The organism is Amycolatopsis sp. WGS_07, from assembly GCF_045278895.1.
Taxonomy (GTDB): Bacteria; Actinomycetota; Actinomycetes; order Mycobacteriales; family Pseudonocardiaceae; genus Amycolatopsis.
Genome location: NZ_CP136053.1, coordinates 2,714,705 through 2,726,288, shown reverse-complemented (window position 1 = coordinate 2,726,288; position 11,584 = coordinate 2,714,705). Strand labels below are relative to the sequence as shown.

At 68.2% G+C, this 11,584-nt stretch carries 13 protein-coding genes; 4 read left to right on the top strand and 9 right to left on the bottom strand.

The window, feature by feature from the left end; genetic code table 11:
• Positions 1–651, bottom strand: coding sequence for a hypothetical protein (locus tag RPX00_RS12785; RefSeq protein ID WP_406639734.1), 651 nt, complete (start codon positions 649–651; stop codon positions 1–3).
• A 45-nt stretch (positions 652–696) separates the two neighbouring features.
• Positions 697–2,001, bottom strand: coding sequence for a pentapeptide repeat-containing protein (locus RPX00_RS12780; protein WP_406639733.1), 1,305 nt, complete (start codon positions 1,999–2,001; stop codon positions 697–699).
• 63 nt (positions 2,002–2,064) lie between these two features.
• Between RPX00_RS12780 and RPX00_RS12775 the strand changes: the two genes are divergently transcribed.
• Entirely contained in the window at positions 2,065–2,640 is a 576-nt protein-coding gene (locus RPX00_RS12775; RefSeq protein ID WP_344282747.1) for a peroxidase-related enzyme, read from the top strand.
• Here RPX00_RS12775 and RPX00_RS12770 read toward each other — a convergent pair.
• The 5 genes from RPX00_RS12770 to RPX00_RS12750 all read right to left on the bottom strand — a co-directional run bounded on the left by RPX00_RS12770 (position 2,628) and on the right by RPX00_RS12750 (position 6,605).
• Entirely contained in the window at positions 2,628–2,915 is a 288-nt protein-coding gene (locus tag RPX00_RS12770; protein WP_406639732.1) for a hypothetical protein, read from the bottom strand. The genes RPX00_RS12775 and RPX00_RS12770 overlap by 13 nt on opposite strands.
• The gene (locus tag RPX00_RS12765) at positions 2,916–3,884 is read right to left on the bottom strand and encodes a GNAT family N-acetyltransferase (protein ID WP_406639731.1); all 969 of its coding nucleotides are present in this window, start codon (positions 3,882–3,884) and stop codon (positions 2,916–2,918) included.
• A gap of 210 nt (positions 3,885–4,094) precedes the next feature.
• On the bottom strand, positions 4,095–4,244 hold the full coding sequence (locus RPX00_RS12760; RefSeq protein WP_162836041.1) for a hypothetical protein: 150 nt from the start codon (positions 4,242–4,244) through the stop codon (positions 4,095–4,097).
• A gap of 257 nt (positions 4,245–4,501) precedes the next feature.
• Positions 4,502–5,692 carry an AAA family ATPase gene (locus RPX00_RS12755; protein ID WP_378303426.1) on the bottom strand — a complete coding sequence of 397 codons (1,191 nt, stop codon included), beginning with the start codon at positions 5,690–5,692 and terminating at the stop codon, positions 4,502–4,504.
• A 154-nt stretch (positions 5,693–5,846) separates the two neighbouring features.
• Positions 5,847–6,605 carry a MerR family transcriptional regulator gene (locus RPX00_RS12750; protein ID WP_406639730.1) on the bottom strand — a complete coding sequence of 253 codons (759 nt, stop codon included), beginning with the start codon at positions 6,603–6,605 and terminating at the stop codon, positions 5,847–5,849.
• Between the two features lie 195 nt (positions 6,606–6,800).
• Between RPX00_RS12750 and RPX00_RS12745 the strand changes: the two genes are divergently transcribed.
• A complete protein-coding gene (locus RPX00_RS12745) occupies positions 6,801–7,307 on the top strand; it encodes a DoxX family protein (protein WP_406639728.1) in 507 nt (168 codons plus the stop codon).
• A 51-nt stretch (positions 7,308–7,358) separates the two neighbouring features.
• Here RPX00_RS12745 and RPX00_RS12740 read toward each other — a convergent pair whose 3' ends face one another.
• Positions 7,359–8,648 carry an acetyl-CoA C-acetyltransferase gene (locus RPX00_RS12740; protein ID WP_406639726.1) on the bottom strand — a complete coding sequence of 430 codons (1,290 nt, stop codon included), beginning with the start codon at positions 8,646–8,648 and terminating at the stop codon, positions 7,359–7,361.
• 96 nt (positions 8,649–8,744) lie between these two features.
• Between RPX00_RS12740 and RPX00_RS12735 the strand changes: the two genes are divergently transcribed.
• Both RPX00_RS12735 and RPX00_RS12730 read left to right on the top strand, forming a co-directional pair.
• Positions 8,745–10,079: a 3-oxoacyl-ACP reductase gene (locus RPX00_RS12735; protein WP_406639724.1), complete on the top strand. Its 1,335-nt coding sequence runs from the start codon at positions 8,745–8,747 to the stop codon at positions 10,077–10,079.
• 3 nt (positions 10,080–10,082) lie between these two features.
• Positions 10,083–10,919 (top strand): MaoC/PaaZ C-terminal domain-containing protein, encoded by an 837-nt coding sequence (locus RPX00_RS12730; RefSeq protein ID WP_406639722.1) that lies wholly within the window; start codon positions 10,083–10,085, stop codon positions 10,917–10,919.
• Here the strand turns inward: RPX00_RS12730 and RPX00_RS12725 are convergent.
• Positions 10,908–11,567 carry a TetR/AcrR family transcriptional regulator gene (locus RPX00_RS12725; RefSeq protein WP_037364354.1) on the bottom strand — a complete coding sequence of 220 codons (660 nt, stop codon included), beginning with the start codon at positions 11,565–11,567 and terminating at the stop codon, positions 10,908–10,910. The genes RPX00_RS12730 and RPX00_RS12725 overlap by 12 nt on opposite strands.
• Between the last annotated feature and the right edge of the window lie 17 nt (positions 11,568–11,584).

Below are 11,584 nucleotides of genomic sequence, written 5' to 3'. Positions count from 1 at the left end.
TTAGACAGAGGCCCCCGCGTCATTCACTGGCGCGGGGGCCTCTCGCGTTTTGCCGATCATCGCCTTCGCGACGACGTACAGCACCACCGCGTTCAGCAAATGCCACAAGAAGTGCGTACCTATTGGGAAGTCCCCGCATACGACTGCGTCAATCGTGCGGAAGGACAACGACAACGCGAACACCGCGGCTGCCATGGTGAAATGCAGCCAGTACGGATCGCGCTTTACTCCCAACGCGATGGCGAACCCCGCGAGCCCGACGAGCGCTGGCAGATACAGCCCACCACCGAACGCCGCCGACACGCCGGTGAGGACGAGAAACGCCGGTGCCCCTAGCCAGGCCCACTTCGCTTTCGCGTGGAAGAAAACCCGTGGGAAAACCGCGGCGTAGAAGAGCACGAAGATCAGGATGGCGGCGGAGTCGGCGACCGCGCCCCAGCGCGTGGCGACCAGATGAAACACGCTGCTGGCAACGAAGATCAACCCGATCAGGGCAGCGAGGATCCGCCCGGTCCGCTGCCCGTCGGCACGCCACCAGACCATCCCGGCGGCAGCGAGAAAGGCCAGGTTGGCCAGGTCGTTGAGCGGCTCTCCCCAGAGTCCGGGCGCGGTGCGCTCGCAGTAACCGTCCACGTACGCGGTCCAGTTCACGGGGATAAGCAAACTCCTTCCGGGTGAACGGGGTGCATCCGGGGGTCAGTCGGTTCGAGTCAGCGGGGCCCAGCCGTCCTCAGGATCGCCGAGGGTCCAACCGTCCGGCCAGTTGTGCAGCACGGCTCCTTCCCGATCGATCCGGATTCGGGCACCGGTCAGTCCAGGCGCGACGGTGAACTCCGAATCGCCGAAGTCGAAATCCCCGCCGAACCGGGCTTCGCCGAAACTCACCATGGCCTCGAAATGAACCGAGCGCAGACCCGCATAGCGTTGGAAGGACGCGCTGGAGAAAGACGCGCTGTGCGCGAAGCGCGCTTTGTACAGCGAGACGTCGTGCCGGAACCTCGCATGGTCGAATGACGTGTGCCCGCCGAACTTGGCGCTCTGGAACGTGACGCGCTCGGAGAATACCGAGCTGTCGAAGGAGGTACTGCCGCGAAACTTCGCCTCGGTGAACTGTGCGTCGGCGAAGCTCGCCATGTCGAACTGTGCGTCGGCGAAACGGGCGCTCGAGAACTGCGCGGTGGCGGCGAACTCCGCACCGCGGAAGTCCGCCTCCGCGGGGAACCGCGCGTTCTCGAAGTCCGCCACCCCGCTGAAACTCGCGCCGATGAAACCGGCGCGGACGCTGAATACGGTGCCCGCGAAGTTGGCGATGCCGGTGAAGGCGGCGCTGGTGAAGAGGATGCTGTCGAACCGGCATTGGCCGAAGTCGGCCTGGTCGAGGTTCGCCCCGGAGAAATCGAGGTGCAGCCCGGGCCAATGCCGTTCATCGGACGGCCGGGAGTGGTTCGCGATGATCTTCTGCGCCGTCCGCCGAACCTGCGCCTCTTCGGCCGTGTCGTCCGACGGCATCCGCAGATACGCACACAACACATCAGCGATCATCTGCCGCAGCGGACCGTCCGCATGATCCTGTCCAAGCCGCTCCAGCGCATACAACCCACCCAACCGCACCGGCGCGCGCTCCGATCCGAGCTGGTCAACAGCCTTCCCATACTGCTCAGTCACCCGACGAGCCAGCGCGTCCTCCCGCGCATCCGCAGCCGTCCGCAGCTGATGTTCCCGGGTATCCGCCGCGACCTGCTCCGCGAGCCGATGCGATGCCTCCTTCTGCAGCAAGTCCAGCTCCGTAGACCGCTGCTTCCGCACCGCCAGCCACAACGCCACTGCCCCGCCCAGGCCGACCCCGAGCGTCCCGCCGGTCCGGATCGCGTCCAGTTGAGCCGAATCCGGTGCGAACGCCAGCAGCACCCACACCGCCACCCCGGCGAGCACCACCATCGCCGGAAGCCCGGCCCAGATCACCCACCGCGGGATCGGCCGCAGCGTCTGTCGCTCATTCACCTGCTCACCTTGGCGCATCCGGCCCCCTGCCGTCCGCGAACCGCGCGGGTTAGCGTGGAAACCATGACCAACCCCGTGAGCCGGTTCCCCGTGACGGAACTCGAAGACCTTCCCGACGATCTGCGCGAGCGCATCGGCGCCATCGCGGAGAAATCCGGCTTCACGCCGAACATCTTCCGTGCCCTAGGCCACCGGCCTGCCGAACTCCGGGCCTTCCTCGACTACCACGACGCGCTCATGGAACGCGAAGGAGGACTCACCAAGGCCGAGCGCGAACTCGTCGTCGTCGCCACGTCCGGCGCGAACCACTGCACCTACTGCATCGTCGCGCACGGGGCGATTCTGCGGATCCGCGCGAAGGATCCCGAGCTGTCCGACCAGGTCGCGACGAATCCGTGGCAGGTCGAACTCGACGAGCGCGGCCGGGCGATCGTCGATCTCGCGCTGGCGTTGTCCCGCGATTCCGCGTTGTTCGGCGAGGGCGACCTGGCGATGGCGCGCGAGGCGGGGCTGACCGAGGACGAGATCTGGGACGTCGGCGCGATCACCGCGTTGTTCGCGATGTCGAACCGGCTCGCGCATCTGACCGCGCTCAAGCCGAATCCGGAGTTTTACCTGATGGGCCGTCAAAAACGATAGAACGGACCCGGCAGATCGCGGCTCAGCTCGAACCGGTCGCGCAGCCAGCCGCGCAGGCGGTGCACCGGTTTCGTCCACACTCGCGGCGCGGGCCCGAAATAGCGCGGGTCCGCGTGCGGGGTGAACGCGTCGCCGGTGAGGACGACCGCGTCGTGGCCGAGTGGACAGTGGCCGGACACCGAGATCACGCCGCGCGTCAGGTTCTCGACCCAGTCGACCTCGTCGACGCCCAGCAGCGTCCGGCGATCACACACCGCGCAGTACAGAACGAACATCTATAACTCCCGCCGCCAGGTTTCGCCGGTGACGAGGGGGCCGAACGCGTCGGTCTCCTCCTTGTCGACGAGCTGGAATCCGGCGCCGCGGTAGATCCCGCGCGCGGCGGCGAGCAGCGACAGCGTCCACAGCTCCATCGACCGATATCCCTGTGCGCTGGCGAAATCGACGCATTCGCGCACCAGCCGTTTGCCGACGCCGTGTCCGCGCGCGGCCGGTTCCAGCAGGAGCAGCCGGAGCTTCGCGACGCCGTCCTCCTCGCCGGGGGTGCAGAAGACGCTGCCGACTCGTTCGCCGTCGAGTTCGGCGATCCAGCCGGCCTGGCGCGGGTCGTCGCGGTGTTCGGCGAAGTCGGCGACCACGCGGGCGACGAGGGCTTCGAAGCGTTCGTCGAGGCCGTACTCCTCGGCGTACAGCGCGCCGTGCCGGTGCACCACCCAGCCGAGGTCGCCCGGTCGTGGGGCGCGCAGGGTGACCGCCGGTTCCGGTGCTGATTCGCCGACGAGTGCGGTGATGGTCCCCATCGCGCCGAGCAGGCGGCGCTGGTCGGCGTCGGCGAACTGGTCGAGGAGGCTGCCGATCTGGCTGGCCGACCGGTGATCGAGGTCGGCGAACGCGGCGTGCCCCTCGGCGGTGAGCGTGACGAGCTGGCGGCGCGCGTCGTCCGCGCAGCGTTCCCGGGTGACGAGGCCGCGGCCTTCGAGCCTGCCGAGCAGCCTGCTCGCGTAACCGCCGTCCAGCGCCAGCCGTTTGCGCAGATCACTGACCTGCAGCTGGTCCTGTTGGGCGAGTTCGAACAGGACGCGCGCTTCGCTCAGCGAGTATTCGGCGTCGGCCGGTCCCTCGTCGAGGACGCCGATCACGCCGGTGTAGAGCCGGTTGAACGCACGGACTGTGGCGACGCGTTCGGCGAGGACGGAATCCGGCACGAGGACCACCTTGACTCGATCGTTGACTGAGTCAAGCATCGCCCGCTCGCCCGTCCGGGGCAAGGGAATTCCCCCGGAGGTGAAGTGGTCCAGACATATGGAAACCCCGTGATGCTGCCAGGTCGGGGGTCCGCCAGCATCACGGGGTCGTAGTGGGTATCGACGCGGCTCTCCGCGGCGTTACACCCAGGAATCGCTGTGGTCTAGATCACTCGCGTGAGTGACCCACCAACAGGTTGGTTGTGCAGGTCAGCGCATGAACGGCTGACGCGCCTGGGCGAGCGCGATCAGCTCCTGTCGGACCGTGGACGTGGCCGCGGTGTCGATCGCCCGGTTCAGCGCCCGGCGAGTGCGAGCCTCGGCGCGACGGGCACGGAGCTTGGCGGCGATGTTGCTCATGGTCTTCTGCATCCCCTTCGGAGGTCTTCGGTGGCTGTGTCTCTAGTATGCACCTTTTTCACAAGGAAGCCAACGAATCTACGGTGACATGGGGCACTTGCCGAATAATCATCGGCAGTGACCTGAAGATCGCCGGACAGATTGCGTGTTGGCGGTCACAAGTCGCTAACGCACTACCGGCTTCTACGGATATCTACCAAAATCCCTAGAGTCACCTAGGCAGCCGCATAGACCGGTAGCGAGCGCGAGAATCCCGGTCAGTCGCGGCCGAGCAGGTAGTGCCCGAAGTGCGGCACGGTGAAGGCGATCTGCCCGCGTTCGGCGGAGTAGACCAGGCCCTTCTTCATCAGGCTGTCGCGCGCCGGCGACAGCGACGAGGGCTTGCGCCCCAGGTAGACGGCCACATCGGCGGTGCCGGCGGCCTCGTCGCGGCCTTGGGTCAGCTCGGCCATCGCGAGCAGGTACTCGCGTTCGGCGGGCGTCGCGCGTTCGTAGCGCGACCCGAAGAACCCGACCGCCAGCTCGGATTCCGCCTCGGGCGCGGCGACCTGCACATCCTTGACCGTGATCGGGTCAGCGGGCGCGGCGTCCCAGGCGGCCTTGCCGTAGGCCTGGATGAAGTACGGATAGCCGCCGGACGCGTCGAAGAGCGCGTCGAGCGCCTCCGGTTCGATGCCGGCGTCCTCGCGTTCGATCGGGGCCATCACCGCGTAGTCGGCGTCCTCGCGGCTGAGCCGGTCGATGCGCGAGTAGCGGAAGAGCCGCTCGGAGTACGACTTCGACGCCGACAGCACCGCCGGCACATGCGGCAGCCCGGCCCCGACCACGACCAGCGGCGCGCCGGACTGCGACAGCTCGTGGCACGCCGCGCACAGCGCCGAAACGTCGTCCGGCTGCAGGTCCTGGATCTCGTCGATCAGCAGCGCTACGCCGGTGCCGACGTCCGCGGCCAGTTCGGCGACGTCGGTGAACAGCTCGACCAGGTCGATCTCGATGTCACCGGAATCCGCCCGGCCTTGTGCGGCGGGCACGTCGATGCCGGGCTGCCAGCGGTCGCGCAGCTTCGCGTCCGGCTTGTTCGCCTTGAGCGCGAACGCCTTCAGGACCCCGAGTACTTCCTCGACCCGGTCCGGTGCGCGATGCCGTACGGCGAGGTCGCGGATCGCCCGGTGCAACGCCGCCGACAGTGGACGCCGCAGCTCCGCCTCGGGCCGCGCCTCGATCTTGCCCGCGCCCCAGCGGTGCCGGACGGCCATCGACCGCAGCTCCCCCAGCAGTACCGTCTTGCCGACGCCGCGCAGGCCAGTCAGCACGAGGCTGCGCTCCGGCCGTCCGCGGGCGACCCGTTCGAGCACGACCTCGAACGCCTTCAGCTCCCGTTCCCGGCCTGCCAGCTCCGGCGGCCGCTGCCCGGCGCCGGGCGCGAAGGGATTGCGGATGGGGTCCACTCTGTCACCGTATCGAGGTATCTAGCGTGGGCCCGATATTCGCGCATATACAGCTAGTGCGTGTCGTAGAAAGAGCTAGTGCGTGGCGCTTAGAAAGATGGCCGGGTCTGCAGCCCCGTCCATCCTTACCCCCAGCGCACCCTCTGACGGAGCGTTAGTCCGTCAGGTTCCGCTCCGCGTAGATCTTCATCGCGTCGCGGATGTACTCGGCCGTGCCGGGGCCGTGCTTCTCGTCGTACGCGCCGTACCGCGGGTCGGCGACATACATCTCCCCGAGACCGGCGAAGTAGCCCTTCGAGATTTCCATCCCGGTGGGCTTCAGCCACTCGTGCAGCCGCGCGGTGACCGCCTGGGTCTCGGTCGAACCGGCGTCGTGCCCAGCGTCGCGAGCGGCTCCGAACGCGAAGCCGATGTCGACCTGTTCCTGCTGGTGGGCCTTCTTCTCGGCCGCCGACAGCGAACTCCACCACTGGTCGCCCTTGCGGTAGGCCTCGGCTCCCCAGCGCTGGGTGACCTCTTCCTCGTACTGGGTGTGGTCGAAGCCGTCGAACATTTCCTCTGCCATCAGTTGTTCACCTCCCTTCAGTTTTCGCAGCGTGGTCCGCACGGAATCGATCTGCCGCCCGATCCGCCGCTGCTCTTGCTTCAGCAGCGCCAGGTGCGTTTCGAGGGCCGCGACGCCGTCGGATTGGCCGTCGAGCACCTCTGCGATCGCGGGCAGACCCAGTCCCAGCTCGCGCAGCAGCAGGATCCGCTGTAACCGGACGAGTGAGGTCTCGTCGTAGTAGCGGTAGCCGTTGCTGCCGATCCGCGTCGGCGGCAGGAGCCCGATGGCGTCGTAATGCCGCAGGGTCCGGCTCGTCGTGCCCGCGGATCGGGCGATGTCCTGGATCGACCATTCCTTCCTGACCACGGCTTCGACGGTAGAGGTTGACGTAGCGTCAAGGTCAAGTCCGAGGTTCGCTAGAGTCCGCTAGAACTGTCTAGCGCTATCTAGCGCTAGAGCAATATTCGGCTAGGTATCGCTAGCCCGGTTCGGCGGGGAGCGTGCCGGGCAATTCCGGTTGTAGGTTCTTTCTCAGGGATTCCAGACCAGAGAGGCGAGACCGTGATACTGCGCCGGGTGGCACGTCCACTGCTCGCGTCGATCTTCGTGTTCGGCGGCATCGGTGCCCTGCGCGACACCCAGGGCCACGCGAAGGCGGCCGAACCGTTCCTCACCGAGACCTTCGACAAGGTCGAGGGCCTGGTTCCGGACCAGGTCCCGCGCGATCCGGCCACGCTGGTGCGGATCGACGCGGCGGTCAAGATCGGGGCCGGGCTCGCGCTGGCGAGCGGCAAGGCGCCGCGGCTGGCGGCGGTGGCGCTGCTCGGTTCGCTGGTGCCGACGACGCTGTCCGCGCACCGGTTCTGGCAGCTGACCGATCCGGGCGAGAAGCAGGCACAGCAGATCCAGTTCATCAAGAACGCGTCGCTGGCCGGCGGTCTGCTGCTGGCCGCTGGCGACACGGCGGGCAAACCGTCGCTGGGCTGGCGGGCCCGGCGCACGGCGAAGAAGGCGGGCAAGCGCGCCGACAAACTGGCCAAGCGCGCCGAAAAGTCGCTCACCGACTGATCGCACGCGAAAGGCCGCCCCCGAGTGCTCGGGCGGCGGCCTTTCGCGCGCTTACTTCTCCAGAATCGCGGTGACGCCCTGGCCGCCCGCCGCGCAGATGGAGATCAGGCCCCGGCCGGAACCCTTCTCGTGCAACAGTTTCGCGAGCGTCGCGACGATCCGGCCGCCGGTCGCGGCGAACGGGTGGCCGGCCGCCAGCGAGGAGCCGTTCACGTTCAGCTTGGCGCGGTCGATCGAGCCGAGCGGCGCGTCGAGGCCGAGCTTCTCCTTGGCGAACGCCGGGTCCTCCCACGCCTTGAGCGTGGCGAGCACCTGCGACGCGAACGCCTCGTGGATCTCGTAGAAGTCGAAGTCCTGCAACGTCAATCCGGCGCGCTCGAGCATCCGCGGCACCGCGTACGCGGGAGCCATCAGCAGGCCCTCGTCGCCGTGCACGTAGTCGACCGCGGCGGTCTGGCTGAACGTCAGGTACGCCAGCACCGGCAGCTTGTGCGCCTTGGCCCACTGCTCGGTCGCGAGGAGGACGGTGGACGCGCCGTCGGTGAGCGGCGTCGAGTTGCCCGCCGTCATGGTGCCGTCCGGGCCGCCGTAAACCGGCTTGAGCTTGGCCAGCTTCTCGACCGAGGAGTCCGGGCGGAGGTTCTGGTCGCGGGCGAGCTTGAGGTACGGCGTGACCAGGTCGTCGAAGAAGCCGCGGTCGTAGGCGGCGGCGAGGTTGCGGTGGCTGGTCGCGGCCAGTTCGTCCTGCGCCTCGCGGGTGATGTCCCAGACCTTCGCGGTGAGCGCGGCGTGCTCCCCCATCGACAGCCCGGTGCGCGGTTCGGCGTTGCGCGGGATCTCCGGCACGATGTGTCCCGGCCGGATCTTCGCGACCAGCTTGAGCCGGTCGGCGAGCGTCTTCGCCGCGTTGAGCTGCACGAGGATCTGGCGCAGATTGGCGTTTACCGCCAGCGGCGCGTCACTCGTGGTGTCCACGCCGCCCGCGATCGCCGAATCGATTTCCCCGAGTGCGATCTTGTGGGCGACGTTGATGACCGCCTGCAATCCGGTGCCGCACGCCATCTGCACGTCCGACGCCGCCGTCGCGGGCGAGAGCTTGCTGCCGAGCACGCTTTCGCGGGCGAGGTTGAAGTCCTTGGAGTGCTTGAGCACCGCACCGGCCGCGACCTCGCCGATCACCTCGCCCTGCAGGGAGAACCGGCTGACCAAACCGTCCAGCGCGGCGGTGAACATGTCCTGGTTCGAGGCCCGCGAGTACGGGCCGTTCGACCGCGCGAACGGGATCCGGTTCCCGCCGACGATCGCGACCTTGCGTACCGCCGGCGCTTTCCTGGTCGCCATGCCGTCCACCTCTTTCGGAGTCGTCCCTTTCACACTGTAACCTACTAGCGAGTAGGTTAGACTGCGACGTGACGCAGACTGCACGGGAGGCACGTGATGGCGGACAGGTACCAGCAGTTCACGAAGACCCCGCTGGGGAAATTCGTGGTGCCGAAGCTCGGCCTGCCCAACCCCGCGACGTTGCGCCGGTACCGTCCCGGTCAGCCCGCACTCGAGGGTCCCGCACTTCTCGGGGCCGCGCCTGGCGGACGGCTGGAGAAGACCGTCCGGGCGCAGCTCACCGAGGCGGGCATCGAGGTGATCAGCGCGCCCGCCGACCGGCACGCGGCGCTGGTTTTCGACGCCACCGGCGTCAAGGACCCGGGACAGCTGCGTGAGGTCTACCGGTTCTTCCACCCGGTGATCCGCAAGGTCGGTTCATCCGGCCGGGTGGTCGTGCTCGGCACTCCGCCGGAGCTGGCCGAGGGCCGCGAGCGGATCGCACAGCGCGCGCTGGAGGGTTTCGTCCGCTCGGTCGGCAAGGAACTCAAGCGCGGCGCGACGGCGCAGCTGGTGTACGTGGCCGAGGGGGCCGAGGACGCGGCTGAATCGACGCTGCGGTTCCTGCTGTCGGCGAAGTCGGCGTTCGTGGACGGCCAGGTCATCCGCGTCGGCACGCACGCGAAGACCGCGTCCGCGCCGGAGAACTGGGACAAGCCGCTGGACGGGAAGGTCGCGCTGGTCACCGGTGCGTCGCGCGGTATCGGCGAGGCGATCGCCGAAACGCTCGCGCGCGACGGTGCGCACGTGGTCGCGCTGGACATCCCGGCTCAGGGCGGCGATCTGTCCACTGTGGCCAATCGGATCGGCGGTTCGGCGCTGCAGCTGGACATCACCGCGGCCGACGCGCCGGCCAAGCTCGCCGAGTACCTGACTTCGCGGCACGGCGGCGTGGATGTGGTGGTGCACAACGCTGGCATTACCCGCGACAAGACGCTCGGCAACCTGACTGAGGGCGGCTGGGATTCCGTGATCGCGGTGAACCTCGCCGCGCAGCTCGCGGTGAACGACAAGCTCCTCGGCGACAAGATCCTGCGCGAAAACGGCCGCATCATCGGGGTTTCGTCGATCGCGGGCATCGCGGGCAACGTCGGCCAGACGAACTACGCGACGTCGAAGGCGGGCGTGATCGGGATGGTGAACGTCGGCGCGCCGCAGCTCGCGGAGTACGGCGGCACGATCAACGCGGTCGCACCCGGGTTCATCGAGACCAAGATGACCGCCGCGGTACCGCTGTTCATCCGCGAGGCCGGACGGCGGCTGTCCAGCCTCGGTCAGGGCGGGCTGCCGGTGGACGTCGCGGAAACCATTGCCTGGTATGCCAATCCGGCGTCGGCGGCGGTCAACGGGAACCTGGTCCGGGTGTGCGGCCAGGCACTGCTGGGGGCGTGAGGCATGGCCGTCCGTGAACTGACCAGCGCGCCAAGCCTGGCGACGCTGTACCCGAAAGCCCTGCTACGCCGCGGCGGCGGCTCCACCCTCCCGTCGACGGAGTTGGTGCGCCCGGAGGTCGTCGTCGACCCGGCGCACGTCGCGGCCTACAACGAGGTTTGCGGATTCCGCTTTTCGGACGAGCTGCCGGCGACGTATCCGCACATGTTGGTGTTCGGGCTGCAGATGGCGTTGATGACCGAGCCCGGGTTTCCGTTCCCGCTGCTGGGCCTGGTGCACGTCGAGAACCGGATCACCCAGCACCGTCCGCTGCTGCTCGGCGAGACCTTCCGGGTGAGCGTTCGCGCGGAAAACCTGCGGCCGCACGAAAAAGGCAGCCAGTTCGACATGATCAGCGAGGCCCACTCCGGCGGAGACCTCGTGTGGAGCGAGGTGTCGACTTATCTCCGCCGCACCGGGGCTGGTTCGAGTTCTGGTCCGCGGACTCAGCTGACGCCCCCGACGCCGTCCGCCCTGTGGCACGTCCCCGGCGACATCGGCCGTCGCTACGCGGAGGTTTCCGGCGACCGCAACCCGATCCACCTGCACCCGCTGACCGCGCGCCTGTTCGGCTTCCCGAAGGCGATCGCGCACGGCATGTGGACGAAGGCGCACGCTCTAGCGTCCTTCGAGGGGCGGCTGCCGGACGCGTTCAGCGTGGCGGTGCGGTTCAAGCAGCCGGTGCTGCTGCCGGGCCGCGCGGCGTTCACGACCTGGCAGACCGACGACGGGTGGGCGTTCGAGCTGTGGCACGCCCGGAAGCCGAAACCACATCTGGACGGGGTGGTCTCAGCCCTCTGAGGGCTTCCAGACCTGCCCCTCCACGAGGTCGTTGAACCCGAGCCACACCAGGTTCATCAGCCACGACGCGAGCACGCCGTCGGAGATCTCCGGGTGGTCCAGGGCCCAGTCGGCCAGCGATTCGGCCGCGCCGACCAGCGCCGCGGCTAGGCCGGGTCCGGAGAACTCCGTCTGCTCGCCGAGGCCCTTGCGGGTGCCCGCGGCCACCACGAGCGCCGCGACCAGCTCGATCGCGCGCGTGCGCATCGCGGTGATTTCCGCCGCGAACCCGCCGCCGACCGTCAGCGCCTGGCGGTGCAGCACTGTCCAGGACTCGCGGTACTCGGCAACGAAGCGGTAGAACGAGCGCAGGCCGTGCCACAACTGCATGTCCGGCGGGAGATCGGGCTGCACGCCGGCCTGGATGGCTTCCAGCAGGCGGGTCGCCTCGCGCTGGATGCTCTTGCCGAACAGGTCTTCCTTCGAGCCGAGATAGGTGTAGATCATCGGCTTGGAGACGCCCGCGACCTCGGAGATCTCGTCCATCGAGGCCGAGTGGTAGCCGTGCTTCGAGAACACTTGCACCGCGGCGTCCAGGATCTGCCGTTCGCGGACCGCCCTCGGGAGCCGTCTCGCTCGCTCTGGTGGGCGCTGATCTTCGTCGGGCACAGTCCTCTTTCCTCCCT